Source organism: Streptomyces tibetensis, assembly GCF_040647715.1.
Classification (GTDB): Bacteria; Actinomycetota; Actinomycetes; order Streptomycetales; family Streptomycetaceae; genus Streptomyces; species Streptomyces tibetensis_A.
On the sequence record NZ_JBEZCR010000003.1, the window covers coordinates 606,381 to 624,903 of the forward strand.

At 69.7% G+C, this 18,523-nt stretch carries 16 protein-coding genes and 2 pseudogenes; 8 read left to right on the top strand and 10 right to left on the bottom strand.

Annotated features, from left to right (window positions below):
• Positions 1–3: 3 nt before the first annotated feature.
• Both AB0B29_RS11465 and AB0B29_RS11470 read right to left on the bottom strand, forming a co-directional pair.
• The gene (locus AB0B29_RS11465) at positions 4–402 is read right to left on the bottom strand and encodes a VOC family protein (protein WP_362237098.1); all 399 of its coding nucleotides are present in this window, start codon (positions 400–402) and stop codon (positions 4–6) included.
• Between the two features lie 14 nt (positions 403–416).
• Positions 417–788 carry a VOC family protein gene (locus AB0B29_RS11470; protein WP_362237101.1) on the bottom strand — a complete coding sequence of 124 codons (372 nt, stop codon included), beginning with the start codon at positions 786–788 and terminating at the stop codon, positions 417–419.
• 116 nt (positions 789–904) lie between these two features.
• Between AB0B29_RS11470 and AB0B29_RS11475 the strand changes: the two genes are divergently transcribed.
• Positions 905–1,411 carry a CGNR zinc finger domain-containing protein gene (locus tag AB0B29_RS11475; protein ID WP_362237103.1) on the top strand — a complete coding sequence of 169 codons (507 nt, stop codon included), beginning with the start codon at positions 905–907 and terminating at the stop codon, positions 1,409–1,411.
• 168 nt (positions 1,412–1,579) lie between these two features.
• Here AB0B29_RS11475 and AB0B29_RS11480 read toward each other — a convergent pair whose 3' ends face one another.
• Positions 1,580–2,923 (bottom strand): UDP-glucose dehydrogenase family protein, encoded by a 1,344-nt coding sequence (locus AB0B29_RS11480; protein WP_362237106.1) that lies wholly within the window; start codon positions 2,921–2,923, stop codon positions 1,580–1,582.
• Between the two features lie 188 nt (positions 2,924–3,111).
• Here AB0B29_RS11480 and AB0B29_RS11485 point away from each other — a divergent pair, with 188 nt between their 5' ends.
• On the top strand, positions 3,112–4,269 hold the full coding sequence (locus AB0B29_RS11485) for an acyl-CoA dehydrogenase (protein ID WP_362237109.1): 1,158 nt from the start codon (positions 3,112–3,114) through the stop codon (positions 4,267–4,269).
• Between the two features lie 545 nt (positions 4,270–4,814).
• On the opposite strand, the gene AB0B29_RS11490 is transcribed toward AB0B29_RS11485, so the two are convergent.
• Positions 4,815–5,327: a hypothetical protein gene (locus AB0B29_RS11490; protein ID WP_362237112.1), complete on the bottom strand. Its 513-nt coding sequence runs from the start codon at positions 5,325–5,327 to the stop codon at positions 4,815–4,817.
• Between the two features lie 167 nt (positions 5,328–5,494).
• Positions 5,495–6,625 (bottom strand): annotated as a pseudogene (locus AB0B29_RS37745) (IS701 family transposase).
• A gap of 151 nt (positions 6,626–6,776) precedes the next feature.
• Here AB0B29_RS37745 and AB0B29_RS11505 point away from each other — a divergent pair.
• The 3 genes and pseudogenes from AB0B29_RS11505 (at position 6,777) to AB0B29_RS11515 (ending at position 7,914) form a co-directional block, all read left to right on the top strand.
• Complete coding sequence (locus AB0B29_RS11505) at positions 6,777–7,352, top strand: AAA family ATPase (protein ID WP_362237114.1); 576 nt, start codon at positions 6,777–6,779, stop codon at positions 7,350–7,352.
• A 17-nt stretch (positions 7,353–7,369) separates the two neighbouring features.
• A pseudogene (locus tag AB0B29_RS11510) lies at positions 7,370–7,747 on the top strand (Scr1 family TA system antitoxin-like transcriptional regulator); the annotation flags it as partial.
• Between the two features lie 41 nt (positions 7,748–7,788).
• A complete protein-coding gene (locus AB0B29_RS11515) occupies positions 7,789–7,914 on the top strand; it encodes a hypothetical protein (protein WP_362237116.1) in 126 nt (41 codons plus the stop codon).
• Positions 7,915–7,969: 55 nt separating this feature from the next.
• Here the strand turns inward: AB0B29_RS11515 and AB0B29_RS11520 are convergent, their stop codons facing one another.
• The gene (locus tag AB0B29_RS11520; protein WP_362237118.1) at positions 7,970–9,193 is read right to left on the bottom strand and encodes a phospholipase D-like domain-containing protein; all 1,224 of its coding nucleotides are present in this window, start codon (positions 9,191–9,193) and stop codon (positions 7,970–7,972) included.
• A gap of 232 nt (positions 9,194–9,425) precedes the next feature.
• Between AB0B29_RS11520 and AB0B29_RS11525 the strand changes: the two genes are divergently transcribed.
• The gene (locus tag AB0B29_RS11525; RefSeq protein ID WP_104780261.1) at positions 9,426–9,791 is read left to right on the top strand and encodes a four-helix bundle copper-binding protein; all 366 of its coding nucleotides are present in this window, start codon (positions 9,426–9,428) and stop codon (positions 9,789–9,791) included.
• A 67-nt stretch (positions 9,792–9,858) separates the two neighbouring features.
• Here AB0B29_RS11525 and AB0B29_RS11530 read toward each other — a convergent pair whose 3' ends face one another.
• Positions 9,859–11,160 carry an LCP family protein gene (locus AB0B29_RS11530; RefSeq protein WP_362237121.1) on the bottom strand — a complete coding sequence of 434 codons (1,302 nt, stop codon included), beginning with the start codon at positions 11,158–11,160 and terminating at the stop codon, positions 9,859–9,861.
• Positions 11,161–11,279: 119 nt separating this feature from the next.
• Between AB0B29_RS11530 and AB0B29_RS11535 the strand changes: the two genes are divergently transcribed.
• Positions 11,280–11,837, top strand: a complete 558-nt coding sequence (locus AB0B29_RS11535) for an acyl-CoA thioesterase (RefSeq protein WP_362237123.1) — start codon at positions 11,280–11,282, stop codon at positions 11,835–11,837.
• 64 nt (positions 11,838–11,901) lie between these two features.
• On the opposite strand, the gene AB0B29_RS11540 is transcribed toward AB0B29_RS11535, so the two are convergent.
• Positions 11,902–13,383, bottom strand: coding sequence for an LCP family protein (locus AB0B29_RS11540; RefSeq protein WP_362237126.1), 1,482 nt, complete (start codon positions 13,381–13,383; stop codon positions 11,902–11,904).
• A 127-nt stretch (positions 13,384–13,510) separates the two neighbouring features.
• On the opposite strand from AB0B29_RS11540, the gene AB0B29_RS11545 reads away from it, so the two are divergent.
• Positions 13,511–14,548 carry a glycosyltransferase family 2 protein gene (locus AB0B29_RS11545; RefSeq protein ID WP_362237129.1) on the top strand — a complete coding sequence of 346 codons (1,038 nt, stop codon included), beginning with the start codon at positions 13,511–13,513 and terminating at the stop codon, positions 14,546–14,548.
• A gap of 108 nt (positions 14,549–14,656) precedes the next feature.
• Here the strand turns inward: AB0B29_RS11545 and AB0B29_RS11550 are convergent, their stop codons facing one another.
• Positions 14,657–16,315 carry an LCP family protein gene (locus AB0B29_RS11550; protein ID WP_362237132.1) on the bottom strand — a complete coding sequence of 553 codons (1,659 nt, stop codon included), beginning with the start codon at positions 16,313–16,315 and terminating at the stop codon, positions 14,657–14,659.
• Positions 16,316–16,542: 227 nt separating this feature from the next.
• Entirely contained in the window at positions 16,543–18,297 is a 1,755-nt protein-coding gene (locus AB0B29_RS11555) for an LCP family protein (RefSeq protein WP_362237135.1), read from the bottom strand.
• Positions 18,298–18,523 lie beyond the last annotated feature (226 nt).

Here is an 18,523-nt window from a genome sequence, read left to right on the forward strand (position 1 = left end):
GGATCAGCCGTGCTCGATCCGGCACAGGCAGAACGGGTGTCCCACCGGGTCGGCGTAGACGCGGAAGTCCTTCTTCTCGTAGTCCTCCTTGTCCAGCACCCGCGCGCCCAGTTCCAGCACCCGCTCCTCGGCCGCGTCGATCTCGTCCCAGGTCGACCCGCCGTCGAAGTCCAGGTGGAACTGCTGGGCGTTGCGGTCGGCCCGTGGCCACTCCGGCGCGGTGTAGTCGGGGGAGCGCTGGAAGGCGAGCCGGGGTCCGCCGGGGACACGCAGCACCACCCAGTCGGGGTCGTCGTTCTCCCGCTCCGGCGTACCGCCGACGACCTGAGCGTAGAAAAGGGCCAGCGCGTGGGGGTCGGGGCAGTCGACGACCACGGAACGGAAACGGGCCACGGCGGACATGGAACCTCCAGGGGTCAGCAGGCGCAGAGGCAGAACGGGTGCCCGGCCGGATCGGCGTAAACGCGGAAGGACCGCTTCCGGTCCTCGGCGTCCAGCGCCTTCGCGCCGAGGGCCAGCACGCCCTTCTCGGCCTCGTCCAGGTCGTCCACCACCAGATCGAGGTGGAACTGCTGCGAGCCGTCGGGCGACGGCCACGGCGGCGGTACGTGTCCGGGAGCGGCCTGGAAGGCCAGAGGGGTGCCGCCCGGCACCTTCAGGTCGACCCACACGTCGTCCCCGTCGGTCTCCACCGTCGGCGTGCCCCCGAGCACCTCGGCGTAGAAACCGGCCAGTGCCTGCGGGTCGGGACAGTCCAGGACCACGACACCCAGCTTGGCGAGAGCCATGACTTCCTCCTCGGAGTCGACGTTACCCACAGAGGCGGGTAACCAGTAACCGTTACTGCATGCTCCCCCATGGGCGGTAACCTCGCAAGGGAATGGCCGAGAGGTACGGTCCAGCCATGACGGAGAGATCGCCCGCGCCCGGGGGCCTGACCCTGGTCGAGGCCCTGGTGAACACGCTGGACATCGAGTCCGGCGCCGACGCGCTGGACACGCCCGAGGGCCGGGAGCGCCTCGGCATCACCGCGGAAGAGACCGACCGGGCGCGCACCCTGCGCGAGTCCCTGCGCGCGACCCTGCTCGCCCACGCCGGCCACCCGCCGCACCGCGAGGTCACCCCGCTCGGCGCGCTCCTGGCCGAAGCGCCGCTCCTCGTCACCGTCGACGCCGCGGACGGCTCGGCCGCCCTGGCCCCCGCCGACGGCCGCTCCCTGTACGCACGCGTGGCCGCCGCCGTCGCCGAGGCCCTGGTCGCCGGCACCTGGACCCGTCTCAAGGCCTGCGAGGCCGCCGACTGCCACTGGGCCTACTACGACCGCAGCCCGGCCGGACGCGGCCGCTGGTGCTCCATGCAGGTCTGCGGGGCCCGCGCGAAGATGCGCCGCTACCGGGCCAAGGGGGCGTAGAGCGCCTCCGGCGGATCCCCGCGGCGTCACCACACGCCCGGCACACTCCGCCCAGAAGCCCGACGGCCGCCCCGCCGCCCGTCCGGGTGGGGCAGAATGCACGAAGACGCCGGTTCGGCCGACTGAGCCTCGGCCGAACCGGCGTCGCCTGTGTCACGCCTGGCGCGCTCAGGCCCTGGGACGCCCCATCGCCCGGTACGTCCAGCCGGCCTTGCGCCACAGCTCCGGGTCCAGGGCGTTGCGCCCGTCCAGGATGACCCGCGCAGCCGCGACCTCACCGAGAGCCTCGGCGTCCAGCTCCCGGAACTCCCGCCACTCCGTCAGATGCAGCACGATGTCGGCGCCGCGCACCGCGTCCAGCGCCGAGTCGGCGTAGCCGAGGGTCGGGAACACACTGCGGGCGTTGTCCATGCCCTTCGGGTCGTAGACCGTGACCTGGCCGCCCTGCAGATGGATCTGCCCGGCCACGTTGAGCGCGGGGGAGTCCCGGACGTCGTCCGAGTCGGGCTTGAACGTCGCGCCCAGCACCGCCACCCGCTTGCCCAGGAACGGCCCGCCGCCCAGCGCCTGCCGCGCCAGCTCCACCATCTGCCCGCGCTGGCGCATGTTGATCGAGTCGATCTCCCGCAGGAACGTCAGCGCCTGGTCCGCGCCCAGCTCACCGGCGCGCGCCATGAACGCCCGGATGTCCTTCGGCAGACACCCGCCGCCGAATCCGATCCCGGCCCGCAGGAACTTCCTGCCGATCCGGTCGTCGTACCCGATGGCCTCCGCCAGTTTGGCGACGTCACCGCCCGCGGCCTCGCACACCTCCGCCATCGCGTTGATGAACGAGATCTTCGTGGCGAGGAAGGAGTTCGCCGAGGTCTTCACCAGTTCCGAGGTCGGGAAGTCCGTCACCACGAAAGGCGAGCCCTCGGCGATCGGCGTCGCGTACACCTCCCGCAGCAGCTTCTCCGCCCGCTCGCTGCGCACACCCACCACGAGGCGGTCGGGGTGCAGCGTGTCGTCGACGGCGAAACCCTCGCGCAGGAACTCCGGGTTCCACGCCAGCTCGGCGTCCTGCCCGGCGGGCGCGTGCGCGGACAGGTAGGCCGCGAGACGGTCCGCGGAGCCGACCGGCACCGTCGACTTGCCGACGACCAGCGCCGGACGGTGCAGATGCGGGGCGAGCGAGGCGATCGCGGAGTCGACGTAGCTCATGTCGCAGGCGTACTCGCCGTGCCGCTGCGGGGTGTTCACACAGACGAAGTGCACATCGCCGAACGCGCCCAGCTCGGCCCAGTCCTGGGTGAAGCGCAGCCGTCCGCTGGAGCCCTCGATGCCGGCCACGTGCCTGCGCAGCAGATCCTCGAGGCCCGGCTCGTACATCGGGGCCTCGGCGCGCTCCAGCTTCTCGATCTTCTCGCGCACGACGTCGAGGGCGAGCACCTCGAAGCCCAGTTCGGCCATGGCCGCCGCGTGTGTCGCGCCGAGATAACCGGTGCCGATCACGGTGATCTTCAGGGCCATGGGTGCTCCAGGGGTCTACGGCATGCGGTGCGCGCCCGAGCATAGCCGGGGCTTGGCGGCGCGCCTCAACGGGCAACTTCTGAGCTGTCGCCTAGCTCACGTATCACTCGGGTGGGCGACCCCATAAACTTTTGATTACTTAACGGTAGTTAGCGTCACCATCGCAGCGTTTTGGAGCGTGAGAGACCTTGGCCGGATCGGCTGACTTCGACCTGTACCGCCCGTCCGAGGAGCACGACATGCTCCGTGACGCCGTCCGCTCGCTGGCCGAGGCGAAGATCGCGCCGCACGCCGCCGCGGTGGACGAGGAGGCCCGCTTCCCCCGCGAGGCCCTCCAGGCCCTGGTCGCGAACGACCTGCACGCCGTGCACGTACCCGAGGAGTACGGCGGCTCCGGCGCGGACGCGCTCGCCACCGTCATAGTGATCGAGGAGGTCGCCCGCGTGTGCGCCTCCTCCTCCCTGATCCCCGCGGTGAACAAGCTGGGCTCGCTCCCCGTGATCCTCTCCGGCTCCGAGGACCTGAAGAAGAAGTACATGACCCCGCTCGCCAAGGGCGAAGGCATGTTCTCCTACTGCCTGTCCGAGCCGGACGCCGGCTCCGACGCCGCCGGCATGAAGACCAAGGCCGTCCGCGACGGCGACCACTGGATCCTCAACGGCGTGAAGCGCTGGATCACCAACGCCGGCGAGTCCGAGTACTACACGGTGATGGCCGTCACCGACCCCGCCAAGCGCTCGAAGGGCATCTCGGCCTTCGTCGTGGAGAAGTCCGACGAGGGCGTCTCCTTCGGCGCCCCCGAGAAGAAGCTCGGCATCAAGGGCTCCCCGACCCGCGAGGTCTACCTCGACAACGTCCGTATCCCCGCGGACCGCATGATCGGCGACGAGGGCACCGGCTTCGCCACGGCGATGAAGACCCTCGACCACACCCGCATCACCATCGCCGCCCAGGCCCTCGGCATCGCCCAGGGCGCCCTCGACTACGCCAAGGGCTACGTCCAGGAGCGCAAGCAGTTCGGCAAGCCCATCGCCGACTTCCAGGGCATCCAGTTCATGCTCGCCGACATGGCCATGAAGATCTCGGCCGCCCGCGCCCTGACCTACCAGGCCGCCGCCGCCTCCCAGCGCGTCGACGCCGACCTCACCTACCTGGGCGCCGCCGCCAAGTGCTTCGCCTCGGACGTGGCGATGGAGGTCACGACGGACGCCGTCCAGCTGCTCGGCGGCTACGGCTACACGCGCGACTACCCGGTGGAGCGCATGATGCGCGACGCCAAGATCACGCAGATATATGAGGGCACGAACCAAGTTCAGCGGATCGTGATGGCAAGGAACCTTCCTTAGCAGGGTTTTTGCAGCTCAGGAGCTTTTTCGAAGGTCCGGAGGGGCGCCCTTGGCTTTCTGTCCGTTGCGGCCTGATCAGGGCCGTTCCTGGGCGTCGTGCTGGGGGCATCCTGGGCAGATGCCGGGCTGAGAACGGCCACTGACCTGCACAAACAACACAGCCCCCGGCGCGACACCGGGGGCTGTTGTCGTATGCGGATCAGGCGACCTCTACTGCCTCTGTCGGGTCGTCGGCGCCGGGCGTCAACATCCGCACCCTGCTTTAGGAAACTTAAAGCAGCCCTCGCACTCCCGGGGGGACGGTCCGCGCTTCTGGGGAGGCGCGGACCGCGACGGGTGGTCATGCCGGATGCAGAAGCATCAAGCCGCAGCGCTTGGACCTACTTACCTCTCTCGATCAACGCCCAGAGGTCATCGTCCACAATTCACGGTCGAACACTCATGCCCTCTCAAACGGCCGAATCGTCACAGCGGTCACGCCCGTCCCGTTGCGGCAGCGGCAGCGGCAGCGGCAGCGGCAGCGGCAGCGGCAGCGGCACGCGCATCTACGACGTCCAGGGCGATTCGTCGGTGGCCGGGACGCCTTCCAAGGGAAGGCGATCGCGGTAGTACTCCGACTCCAACCAGTCCTCCTTCACGAAGACCGGCCCCGACTTCCGTACGCCGCCGACCTCCTGTGAGCGCAGCAGAACCCCCAGATCGGTCAGGGCGAGGGAGTGATCGAGGGTGTACAACAGACAACTCCCGTGCTCGGCGGCGTAGTCAAGGAGGAACTGGTGCGCCTGCTCGGGATCGCGGCCGGCCAGTGCAAAGTCCGCCAGCAGAACCTGCGGACCCGTGACCGCGTCCAGAGCAACGCACGCCAACTTGCCTGCGTCGTAGAACATCTTCACCCCATCGGCGCCATCTTCCTGCCCGTAGAGACCGCCCATCAGTTTCTGCGGCTCAGAGACTCGAAGCGCGTGGGCAACCTCGGCCGGGCTCATCCCGAACCGCAGCGGCCCCACCCCGGCTCCGGGCAACAACTCCCAGTGCTCCCGTCCCTCGCTCGCACTCACGTGATCCGCCCCTTAAAGAGACCGTCCCCTGTGCCCGTCACCCCGTGCGAGACCTGCGCCCAAAGTGCCACTTGAACTGACCGAGTGGCAACTGAAGTGCTCAGTCACACCGCGGACCTCGACAAGATCGTGTTACGAGCTAGTACTCCAGCCGTAGATCGTGATCTTCACGCTTGTGTGGCTTGCCGCCGGTAGTGGCTGGCCCGTGATCGAGATTGGTGGCGGCGTCGCCAGCCTGGCCAGCCGAGCCGGTGGGCGGCGTCAAGGGCAGGGTGGACGACGAGGGTGATGAACAGGCGCTGCACCCAGCGGGACCAGGACAGGTAGCGGCGGACCTGGTGCTCGTCCAGGCCGGCCAGGCCCTTCCCGGACTGGAAGAACTCCTCCACCCGCCACCTTGATCCAGCAACGCGCACCAGCTCGGCCAGCGGCACCGGGCAGGGCGAGTAGCAGCGGTAGAAGGCGAGTTCGCCGATGTTGCGGTTGCGGCGGATCAGCAACTGGCGGCTTCCGGGGGCGCAGTCAGCGAGATCGATGACGGCCCAGTCGTAGAAGCGGTCGCCCTTCGCCCCGGCCCCTGAGGAGAGCTTCTGCTGCCAGGCCCGCTTGGGCACCTTCGTGGCCAGAGCGTCGGCGCGGTACTGCCCTGCGCCGGTAGTGACTTCGTGCGCGCAGGCCACCGCGAGGACGTAGCCGGTGCCGTGTTCCTCCAGCACGGCTCTCAACGTGGGGTTGGCGCCGTAGACCTCGTCGCCCGCGACCCAGGCGGCCTGGTGGCCCGGCGTCCAAGAACTGGGCGACCATGCGGGCGGCCAGCTCCGGCTTGGTGGCGAATGACGTCTCCTTGCCGAGTCCGGCAGCAAGACAGCGGTCGGGATCGGAGGTCCAGGAGCGCGGAACGTACAGTTCCCGGTCCACTGCGGCGTGCCCCCGCTTTCCCGCATAGACCAGTTAGACGGGACCTGCGCGTTTTCGATCCCGGCGGTGCCGGTGTACTGGCGCTGGACGCCGACCGTGCAGATGCTCTTCTTCACGTCCCCGGTCTCGCCGACGACCAGCACCGCCTGGTCGTCGTGCAAGTGGCCCACCACGTAACCGCGCACGTCGTCACGTACCTGGTCGGCGTCCCATTTGGCCCGCCCCAGCAGGTGCTGGATGCCGTCCGGAGTCGCCTCCCCGGCCCACTCGGCGATGCTCCAGCAGTTCTTGCGCGGCAGGTCCGACAGAAGCCCGAGCACCAATTTCCGTACCCGCCGCCGGGGTTCGACCCGCGCGAACCGGCCCGCGATCCGGCCCATCAGGCCGTCGAACGCCTCCTGCCAGCGGTCAGGGTCTACGCTGTGACCTGCGGCCACCACATGATCTTCTGTCTTCACACACCGATGATCAACGGTGGCCGCACCCATGTCGCCCCAGACACCATCGGCCCCGCGAGCAAGGAGACCACCTGTGCCGGCCGCCGCATACGAAGCACTGCTCATCGGGGGCCGCGCCGGGGTCGGCAAGACCACGGTCGGCTGGGAGATCTCCGCGCAATTGCAAGCCCTGCGCATCGCCCACTGCCTGATCGAGGGCGACAACCTGGACCAGGCATTCCCGGCCCCGGCCGACGACCCCGCGCGCACGAAGATGACCGAGGCGAACCTCGCCGCGCTCTGGCGCAACTACGCCGCTCTGGGATACCGCAGGCTGATCTACACCAACACCGTCTCCGTTCTGGAGTCCGACCTGATCGCCCGTGCCATGGGCGGCACACCCCGCATCACTGCGGTACTCCTGACCGCCGACGACGCAACCGCCCGGCAACGCCTCGGCACCCGAGAGATCGGCAGCCAACTCGACGCCCACGTCACCCGAAGCACTGCCATGGCCCAACACCTGGAAGCCACCGCGCCCCCATGGGTCACACGGATATCCACCGACGGCCGCTCCGTCACCGACATCGCACGCGATGCCATCGCGGCAACCAACTGGCCAACCCAGTCGGCACAGACCGCGGATCACGATCTACGGCTGGAGTACTAGGGCCGCAGGTTCGTTTTATGAGGCGCAACGCAGTGCTGAATAACGGCGCACGCCGGTTCTCCTTCGTACTGGAGGAGTCGGTTTTGCGGTGCAGGCTGGGCACTGCGGAGATCATGGCTGCACAGCTTGGCCACCTGCTCGGGGTTATGGATCTCCAGAACGTTGCCGTAGGGCTCATCCCGTTCCCCGTGCAACGGACCGTGTGACCCATGCCAACGTTCACGATCTTCGACGACAGCAGGGTGCACGCGGACACCCTGGACGCTGCTGCCACCCTTACGCAGCCCAGCCAGGTCGAGTTGTACGCCCGAGCCTTTGACCGGCTCTCGCAGGTAGCCGCAGCGGGTGCAGCGGCACGTTCTTTGATAGCGGATGCGGTGGCCTCCGTCGCCTGACGAGCGAAGTCGGCGCACCCCTCGGGAGTGATCATGGGAAAATGCTGGGGGAGGACCCCCTGAAGGGTGTGTTCGTGCAGGTCAACGCCGTATCACCTGTGAAGCACCAGATCTACGAGGACACGAACCAGGTCCAGCGCATCGTCATGGCCCGCAACCTGCCGTAGCCCGGCTCCGGGGGGCCGGAGATTCCGGCCCCCCGGTGTTCTGCCCCCGGCGTTCTCACAGGAACCGCCGGATCGGGTTCACCGCGGCCTCGGACAGGCGCTCGGTGAAGGGCCGCCGCTTCCAGCGGGCCGGGTCGACCGGCTCGCTGCGCTTCCTGTCCGCCTCGAAGTCGGCGTCGAGCCGCGCGGTGAAGTCCTCGTCGAGGACGGCCAGCACGACCTCCTCGTCGTGCTCCATGGACCGGCGGTTGAAGTTCGTGGAGCCGATGAGGGAGCAGACCCCGTCCACCGTCATGATCTTCGTGTGCAGCATCGTCGGCTGGTACTCCCGCACGTCCACGCCGGCGTCGACGAGTGTCTGGTAGTGCTGCCGCCCGGCCAGCAGGCACGCCCGCTGGTCGGTGTGCGGCCCGGGGAGCAGGATCTCGACCTCGACCCCACGACGGGCCGCCGCGGCCAGGAGTTCGACGAAGTAGGCGTCGGGGGCGAAGTAGGCCGTGGCCAGCCGCAGACGCTCCTGCGCCGAGGTGATCAGGACGCGCAGGACCGTCTGCATGTCCTGCCAGCCGAAGGAGGCCGAGCCGCGCACGACCTGGACCGTGGCCTGTCCCGGCTGCTCCTGGGCGGTGAAGCGGTCGTGCTCGTCGTAGAGGTCGTCATGGCATTCGGCCCAGTTCTGGGCGAAGGCCGCCGCGATGCCGTCCACGGCGGGTCCGCGGACCCGGACGTGGGTGTCCCGCCACTCGTCGGGGTTGCGTGCGTCGCCGCACCACTCCTCCGCGATCCCCACGCCACCGGTGAAGGCCGTGTGCTCGTCGGTGACCAGCACCTTGCGGTGGCAGCGGTGGTTCTGCCGCATCGGTGACAGACGCGTCGGTCTGCGGAACCAGGCCACCTCGACGCCGGCCTCGTCCATGGCGTCCAGCAGGTCCCGCTCTATCTCCTTCGCCCCGAAGCCGTCCAGCAGCAGCCGCACCCGGACACCCGCGCGGGCCCGCTCGGCCAGGGCGTCGGCGAACTCGTGGGCGACCTCGCCGCGCCAGTACACGAACGTCATCATGTCGACGGTGTGCTCGGCGGCCCGGATGGCGGCCAGCATCGCCGGGAAGATCTCGTCGCCGTTGCGCAGCGGCACCAGCTCGTTGCCCTCGGTCGCGGCGATGCCGATCAGCCGCTCCAGCCGTCTGCGCAGCCGCAGTTTCTGTTCCTGCGGGCCTCTCGCCTCCGGCTCGCCCTCCGGCTCCGGCGCCCGCCGTTCGTCGTACGTCTGCTGTGTCATGTGTGGGTCTCCCCCCTGCACGGTTGTCCCGCTCCAGCCCCGCCCCGCCCTGCCGGACCCCCGGCGCGCCTGCAACCCCTTTTTGCCGCTGTCGGCGCTTTCACGCAGAGTCCGCTGAGTCGTGCCTCACACACGTGGGAGGGTCCGTCCTGTGGTGCTCATGGGGCCGGAGGCGTAGGACGAGAGGAGCGGGCGTCGATCCGCGGCTCCCGCCATCCCCTGGGAGGACGTCATGACCCAGCAGCCCGCCACCACCACCCCGCTCAGCAAGGAGATGCAGGACTGCGTCCAGACCTGCATGACGTGCCACAGCGTGTGCGAGGAGACCATGAGCTCCTGCCTGCAGATGGGCGGCCCGGCCCAGATGCAGATCATGCGCGCGGTCATGGACTGTGCCGAGATGACGCGCATGTGCGCCGACATGATGATGCGCCGCTCGCCGCTCATGGCCGAGATGTGCGCGATGTGCGCCCGGGCCTGTGACATGTGCGCCGAGGCGTGTATGTCCATGCCGGAGGACGCGCAGATGATGCGCTGCGCGGAGGCCTGTCGCCGCTGCGCCGAGTCGTGCCGCTCGATGTCGGGCGCCTCGATGTGAGCACAAGCACCCCCTCATGGCGAAGGGGGCACCCGCCCGGGTGCCCCCTTCGCCTCGTTCGGCCCGCTCAGTTGCCGGAGACGGTGACCTTCTCGTCGTTCTTGAGCTCGTTCACCAGCGTCTTCACCTTCGCGGTGTTCCACTGGAGGTTGCCGTTGGGGGTGTTGCCCGCGATCGGCATGTTCATCGACTTGCCTTCACCGCCGCTGACGCCCTTCATCGCCCAGAACATGGACGCCAGGTCGAACAGGCTCATGTCCTTGTCGACCACGAGGGTGTCCAGGCCGGCGCTCATGGTCGGGTACAGCTTGAAGGGGTTCAGGACCGTGCTCGGGGTGGCGACCTGGTTGGCCAGGGCCGAGAGGAACTTCTGCTGGTTCTTCGTGCGGTCCAGGTCGGAGCCGGCGAGCGCGTAGCGGGTGCGGACGAAGGCGAGGGCCTGCTCGCCGTTGAGCGTCTGCGTGCCCTTCTTGAAGTTCGCGCCGGACTTGGTGTCCTTGATGTCCTGCGGGATGTCCATCTCGACGCCGCCGACCGCGTCCACGATGTTCGCGAAGCCGGCGAAGCCGATCTCCACGTAGTGGTCGATGTGCAGGCCGGTGTTGGCCTCCACCGTGCGGACCAGCAGCTCCGGGCCGTCCTCGGCGTAGGCCGCGTTCAGCTTGGTCTGGCGGCCCGTGGCCGGGTAGAGCTTGCCGGAGTCGGAGCCCTTGAACGACGGGATCGTGACGTTCGAGTCGCGCGGCAGCGAGACCAGCGTCGGGGCGCCGTCCCCGGTGTGCAGGATCATCATCGAGTCCGTGCGCTTGCCCTCGGCGGAGCCGGTGTGCAGCTTCTTCTTCTCCTCGGCCGACATGCCCTTGCGGCTGTCGGAGCCGACGATCAGGTAGTTCGTGCCCTCGCCCGCCTCCGGCCGGTCGATGACCTTGGACAGGTCGACCTCGCGGTTGAGCTTGGAGTCGGCCCAGAAGTACGTGCCGACGCTCGTCACGACCAGCAGCGTCACCAGCGTGATGGCCGTCACCTTGATACGGCGGCGCCAGTCCGGCGCGGGACGCGGCTCGTACCTGCCGTCGCCCGGGCCGCCGGGGCCTCTGCCGCCGGGGGAGCCGTAGACCTGTCCGGTGTTGTAGCCGCTGTCGTAGCCGTCACCGGGGCCGTAGCCGCCGCCGTCCACGTAGGACGGCTGCTGCGGTACGCCGCCGCCGTACGGCGGGGCGCCGCCGTATCCCGCCTGCCCGGGCGATGCCGCCGGGCCGCGGCGGACCTGCCGCATGACGCGGGCGCTCTCGGGCCGTGCGCTCGAGCTGCCGCGTCCGAAGCGGTTGCCGCGGTTGTCACCGGAGAATCCCTCGGGCCAGTCATTCATGCGCCCCAGTGTGCAGGTCCCCGTAGTGCGCCATACAAGAGTCGTCGGAAAATCAGAGCACGGCTGTGGCGAAGCTGACACAAAACCCCCACGCGCAGCCTCGCCTTAAGGTAGAGGCCATGACAGACCTGGCCCCAGCTGCGGATTCCGGCAGTCCGGATATCCCGGGCAAGCCGACTTCGGCGTCCCGCACCACCCTCAGCCACATCATGACCCACAACGACACGAACCTTCTGGGGACCGTGCACGGCGGGGTGATCATGAAGCTGGTGGACGACGCGGCGGGGGCCGTGGCCGGACGGCACTCCGGTGGGCCGGCGGTCACCGCGTCGATGGACGAGATGGCGTTCCTGGAGCCGGTCCGCGTCGGTGACCTGGTGCACGTCAAGGCGCAGGTCAACTGGACCGGCCGGACGTCCATGGAGGTCGGGGTCCGGGTCCTGGCCGAACGCTGGAACGAGTCGGCCCCGGCCACGCAGGTCGGCTCCGCCTACCTCGTCTTCGCCGCGGTCGACGCCGACGGCAAGCCCCGCCGGGTCCCGCCGGTCCTCCCGGAGACGGAGCGCGACAAGCGCCGCTACCAGGAGGCCCAGATCCGCCGCACCCACCGCCTGGCCCGCCGCCGCGCGATCATGGACCTGCGCGAGAGGCGCGCGGCGGAGGGCTTCGAGGACTGACCCGGCTCGCCCGAGCTCCTGAAGGCCAGGGCCGACGCCAGGCCCCAGGGCAGGACGGCCGGACCTAACCGCACGCCACCTCGTCCCCCCGCACCACCCCGGCCTCGCCCTGTCCCGGATCCTCGGCCCGCACCTTGCGGACGCGTTGGAAGTCCTGGCCCGCGATCACCTTCAGGGTCGCGCCCAGGCCCGGGACCACGCGCAGCTCGCTGCCCGGCAGGGCGGCCGCGAGGGACTTGGCCGAGCGGTCCCAGCCGGGGTCGTAGGCGACCACCGTGCGCTTCACGTCGAGGGTGGCGGCGGTCACGGGTGCGCGGGTCGTGCGGAAGCCCGTCGCCGCCAGGGCCGCGTCCACCCTGCGGCCGAGGCCCGGCGTGCGGGTGCCGTTCTCCACCTGGACGCGGATCTGCTGCGGGGCGACCGGGACGACCCGGGTGGCGCCGCGCGGCCGGTGCACCGACAGCGGCTCGTCCTTGCGCAGGGCTTGGAAGAGCCGCTCCGCCTTCACGGCGTCCCACTTCAGCGTGGAGCCGACGCCCTCCACGAAGAACCCCATCTGCCCGACCGGGACGGTGGTGAACTCGGAGGAGGAGGGGGAGAAGTTCCGCATGGCCCGGCCCAGGTCCAGCATCTCGTCCGTGCCGAAGCCCTTGTCGGCCCGTACCGAGCCCAGCACCGCCCGCGTCACGTCCCGGAACTTCATCGGGTTGAGGAGGATCCCGGACGAGGTGAGCCGCTCCACGAGCGCCGCCATGAAGCGCTGCTGCCGCTTCATCCGGCCCAGGTCGGAGGCCCCGTCGACATGGCGGGCGCGCACGAACTGGAGCGCCTGCCCGCCCCGGAGCGTGTGCCGGCCGGCGGGGAGGTTCAGCCCGGTGTAGCTGTCCTGCAGGGGGTCGGTCGTGCAGATCTGCACGCCCCCGACCACGTCCACCGTCTTCATGAAGCTGGTGAAGTCGACCTCCAGGTAGTGGTCGATCTTCACCTTGGTCATGTCCTCGACCGTGCGCACGGTCAGCTGCGGCCCGCCCTCGGCGTACGCGGCGTTCAGCTTGAGGGGATGTCCCTCGTGCCGCTTGCCGGACGTACGGTCGACATGCGCCGGCGTCACCGCGTACGAGTCGCGCGGCAGGCTCACCACGCTGGCCCGGTCCCGGTTCTCCGAGATGTGCACGATCATGATCGTGTCGGTGCAGTGGCAGGGCGCGCCGCCCAGCCGGTACGTGCGGCGCTCCTCCTGGCCGATCTTCTCCCGGCCGTCGGTGCCGACGAGCAGCAGGTTCATGCCGTGGCCCGCCTGCGGGCGGTTCTTCATGTCCTTGAAGGGGTCGACCCGGGCGATGTCCGCATCCAGGCTGGTCATCACCGCGTGCCCGATGCCGGCGGAGGCGAGGACGACCACGGACAGCGTGGTGGCCGCCCGCAGGGCCCAGCGCGGTTTGCGTGCGGGCGGCGCGGGCCTGCGCGGAGCGCGGCGGGGGGCGGGGGGCTGCGAGCGGCGCTGAGGGCCGGCGGTGGACCGGGAGGACCGCGGCGGCGTGGGCATGGGAACACCTCCGGACGACGGCCGTACGTGGGATCTGTGAAACCGTAGGCCGATACGATCTGCGGCCTGCGGTACCGCCCCGGCGGCGCGCACCGGTGTCCCCCGTTCGCGGTAACGTGACCCCCCTATGAACGCCAATCCCGACGTGCGCCACCCCGCCGTTTCCGTGATCATGCCCGTCCTCAACGAGGAGCGGCATCTGCGGGGAGCAGTCCAAGCGATCCTCGCGCAGGAGTACGCCGGCGAGATGGAGGTCGTGATCGCCCTCGGTCCGTCCACGGACCGCACGGACGAGATCGCCGCCGAGCTCGTGGCAGAAGACGCGCGTGTCCACACCGTCCCCAACCCCACCGGCCGTACGCCCGCGGCGCTGAACGCGGCGATCAGCGCCTCCCGGCATCCGATCGTCGTCCGCGTCGACGGGCACGGCATGCTCTCGCCGAACTACATCGCGACCGCGGTACGGCTCCTGGAGGAGACCGGCGCGCAGAACGTCGGCGGCATCATGCACGCCGAGGGCGAGAACGACTGGGAGCACGCGGTCGCAGCCGCGATGACCTCGAAGATAGGGGTCGGCAACGCCGCCTTCCACACCGGTGGCCAGGCGGGTCCGGCCGAGACGGTCTACCTGGGGGTGTTCCGGCGCGAGGCGCTGGAACAGCAGGGCGGCTACAACGTGGAGTTCATCCGCGCCCAGGACTGGGAGCTGAACTTCCGTATCCGTGAGGCGGGCGGCCTCATCTGGTTCTCGCCCGAGCTGAAGGTGTCGTACCGGCCGCGGCCGAGCGTGAAGGCGCTCGCCAAGCAGTACAAGGACTACGGCCGCTGGCGGCACGTGGTGGCCCGCTTCCACGAGGGTTCGATCAACCTGCGCTACCTCGCCCCGCCGGCCGCCGTGTGCGCGATCGGGGCCGGGATCCTGGTGGGCGCGCTGCTGACCCCGTGGGGCTTCGTGGTGCCCGGCGGTTACCTGGCGGCGATCCTGCTCGGCTCGGTCCCGGCGGGCAAGGGCCTGCCGCTGAAGGCGCGGCTGCAGATCCCCGTGGCGCTGGCCACCATGCACATGTCGTGGGGCTGGGGCTTCCTGACCAGCCCGCGGGCGCTGGCGAGGAAGGTCATCGCCTCCCGGCGCCCCGCGGTGCGCGCCGACGCCGCCGCGAGCTGACCCGCCCGGGCTGACCCGAGTGGGCCAGGGCCCCTTCCCGGACGGGGAGGGGCCCTGCTGTGTGTGCACGCCGGAGCGTGGTCCCGCTCTCTCAGGCCGCGCGGACGGTCACCACTGGTAGGGCTTGTACACGTCCATGCACTCCGTCTTGTCCGCGGTCAGCGCGTCCGCGGAGTCGGGCAGGTCGCCGGCCTCGGGCGCCTTCTGCTTCGGGTAGGTCGTGCCCTCCCGCCAGTCGCTGCCGATGGTCAGCGTCGTGGTCACGTCGTCCGTGGCCCGCACCTGGCTGCTCGGGACGCCGACCGCCTTCGCCACCGACAGCGCGTTGGCCCGGCCCTGCTCGCCCGTGCTCTTCGGGTACGTCACCTGGGTCCGCGCCTGCGGGTCCTGCCCGCTCGCGGCGACGGCCCGGGTGAAGCCCTCCCGTTGCAGCGCCGCCACGATCGCGGCGGCCCGCTGGGGAACGGCCGCCTGCTGATCACTGGCCGTGCCGTTGACGACGGCGACCGACAGCCCCGCGGCCGGCGCGGCGGCGGGCCCGGTGGCCTTCACCGAAGCCGGGGACGGGCCCGCGTCCGCGGCCACGCGCGCCTTGCCGCTCTTGTCGAACGAGACGTCGTCGCGGAGCATCGCCCACAGTTTGTCGGCGTCCTGCGCCTTGGGCACCAGGTGGTTGCGGTTCAGGGGGTCCTCGACCCACGGCATCGTCGTCATCGTGATGCGGTTGGTCGGAACCGACTTCAGCTGCATGCCGACGTCGTACAGCTCCTTGACCGTGCCGATCTCCTCGGACACCGTCAGCGCCTTCGTGCCCGCCTCGGCCAGACCCATCAGGCGGCCGGTGTCGGTGAAGACGTTCTGGTCCTTCAGCGTCCGGATCATCGCGTTCATGTACATGTGCTGTGCCTTGGCGCGCAGCGGGTCACTGCCCCAGGCGTGGCGGGTGCGCAGCCACTGCAGCGCCTCCTTGCCCTGCACCTTGTGCGTGCCGGCCTTCAGCTTCAGTCCGGAGCCGCCGCGCTGGCCGGGCAGCGGCCGGTCCCACACGTTCTGGTTGACGCAGACCGGGACACCGCCGATGGCGTCCGCCATGTCCACCACTCCGGCGAAGTCGACCATCATCCAGTGGTCGATGTACACACCGGTCAGGTTCTGCCAGGTGGCGAGCGTGCAGCCCGGGCCGCCGCGCTGGAGCGTCTCGTTGATGATCGTGTTCTTCGCCGGGTACTTCTCCCCGGTGTCGGGGTCGACGCACTTGGGGATGTCCACCCGCGTGTCCCGCGGGATGCTCACCACGGACGCGCTCTCGCGGTCCGCCGAGACGTGCAGGAGCATCTGCACGTCCGCGAGGGGCTTGCTGCCGACGTTGTCCCTGCCGCCGCCGAGCTTGACGTTCTCCGCGGAGTTCCGGCTGTCGGAGCCGATGAGCAGGATGTTGAGCGGTGTCTGGCCCGCCGCGTTGGGGCCGCTCTTCGCGACGTCGGACTCGCCGCTGTTGCGTTTGCCCTTGTCGATGTTGCCGTTGAGATGGCGGTAGTAGAGGTATCCGGCGCCGGCCGTCCCGAGTATCAGGAGCGACAGCACGATCGCGGACCAGCGCAATATCCGGCGTCCGCCGCCGCGCCGCCGGCCGCGCCGACGGCTGCGGCCGCCTCTGCCCCCCTCGCCCCCGTCCGCGGCGGGCGCCGCCGTCCCCGGACGCCCGTCCTGGGCCAGGCCGCCCGAATCGTGCCGTGTGCCGCCTGCACGCACGTCACTCTGCGCCATACCCCTGCCTCCCCACCCCTGCAGCCGACCCACGGGTCCGCCCCGCGTCGTGTTCGGATCACGGGCGACCCGTGTCCGTCCGGACCACGGGTTCCCCCGTCGCTCCGCCGGAGCACGGTCGTCCCCGCTTCTGGTTGGACCTCTGACATGCCCGGTCGGATGTACACCCGGCCGATTCGTCCGGGCTTGCTCCGTCCACCTGTGAGACGCAGGAAAGGACGGTCAGGTCACTTCGCGCACTCGACCTTGTCGGCCGTGGCCTTCTGGACCTCGTCCGGCACCTTCGCCGGAGTGGTGAGGGGAACGCCCGCGCCCTTGAAGTCCTTGCCCAGGGTCAGCGTCATCGCCGGCAGCCCCTGGGAGTTGGTCACGCTCTTGCCCGGCTTGAGCGCGGCCCCGGACAGGCCCATGATCTCGGCGAGCCGGCGCGCCTGGTCCGCCTCGTCGGGCCCGTACTCCAGTGTCGTCCTGGCCAGCGGCTGTTCGGCGTTGCCCGCGTTCTCGGACTTGGTCACGCCCTCCTGGACCTGCAGCCAGCTGAGGGTCTCCTGGGCGCTGCCTGCGACGGCACCGCCGTTGAGGATCCGCACCCGCACCTCGGAGGCCGGGGCCTTGGTGCCCTTCAGCCGGGCGGCCTCGGCGGCCTTCTCCTTCTTCTTCTCCTGCTTCACCGCGCTCAGCGACACGTCGTCACGGATCATCGCGAACAGCTGCTGGGCCTGAGGCTCCTTCAGGACCACCGTGGATTTGACCTTCTCCGCGGGGTTGTCGTCGACGGGCACGGTCGCGAAGGTGAGGTTCTTGGTGTCGAACTTGCCCAACTCCGCACCGAGATCGGCCAGTTTCTTGATCGTGCTGATCTGCGAGTCGACGGTCAGGGCCTTGGTGCCCGCCTCGGCCAGCTTGATCATCTTTTGCGGGCTGGTCAGGGTGTCGTTGGACTTCAGGCTGCGCATCATCGAGCCCAGGAACTGCTGTTGCAGTTCGATCCGGCTCAAGTCACCGCCGAAGCCCACGGAGTGCCGGGTCCGCACGAAGGCCAGCGCCTCCTCACCCTCGATCAGATGCTCTCCCTTGGGCAGGTCGAGCTTGGAGTCGGGGTCCTTGATGTCCTTGGCCAGACAGACCTTGACCCCGCCCACCGCGCTGGACAGCGTCTTGACCGCGTTGAAGTCGGCCACCATGAAGTGGTCCATCTTCAGCCCGGTGAGCTCGGTGATCGTGCGCATGGTGCAGCTCGGCGTCCGCTCCTCCTGCCCCAGGCTGTTGTTGAAGCGGGTGCGCTGCTTGCCCGGGATGACCTTCTCCGAGCCGTCCTCCTGCGTCGTCGGGCAGTCCGGGATGTCGGTGATCAGGTCACGGGGGATGCTCAGCACCGTCGCGTTCGTACGGTCCTTGGAGACGTGCAGGACGAGCGTGGTGTCCGCGTGCCCGGCGCTGTCCTTGTCGCCGTAGCCCGCGTTGCCCTTGCCGGTGCGCTTGTCGGTGCCGACCAGCAGGATGTTGATCGCGCGGTCCTTGCTGAACCCGCCGGTGCCGGCGCCGTCGTCGGAGACGGACGTGATGTTGTCGTTGAGGTGCTCGTAGTAGAGGTACGCGGCCGCGCTCGTCCCGACGAGCACGAAGGCCAGGGAGCCGCCGGCCCACATCAGGACCTTCTTGCCCTTGCCCTTCTTCTGCGCCGGACGGCGCCCGCGCCGCCCCGCGGCCGCGTCGGCCGGGGGGTTGGTGCGTCTGCGCGGGGAGGGAGCCTCACCGCCGGATGCCGCCGCCCCGGGACGCCGGGCGGGTTCGGTCCGGCGGGCACGTGCCGCACCACCCGGACCGGCCGGCCCACGGCCACCGGAACCACGGGGCCCGGGAACGGACGACTGCGCTGGGGAAGGGGCCAGTCGCAGTTCGTATTCGCCGGTGTTCGGGTTGAGTACCCACTGGTCTGCGGGATCGACGTCGTCCGCCCGCCCACGGCCTTGCGCGTCCACGGTTGCCTGATTCCTCCGTCGGGCCACGCGGCGCCCTCCCCCGGAAGGCGCACGGTGCTGGTCAAGCAGTGCACTCCCCCAGGACGGAGCTCATGAGTGAGAGCACTGGATCGCACACACTATCCGCACACTTCGGCGCCGAGCGACGTGGGTGAGAAATTGCACGTTCCTACAACTGGGCAATCCCGCCCATTTGTTTGAAGGAACTTTGGCGAACGCGAAGGAA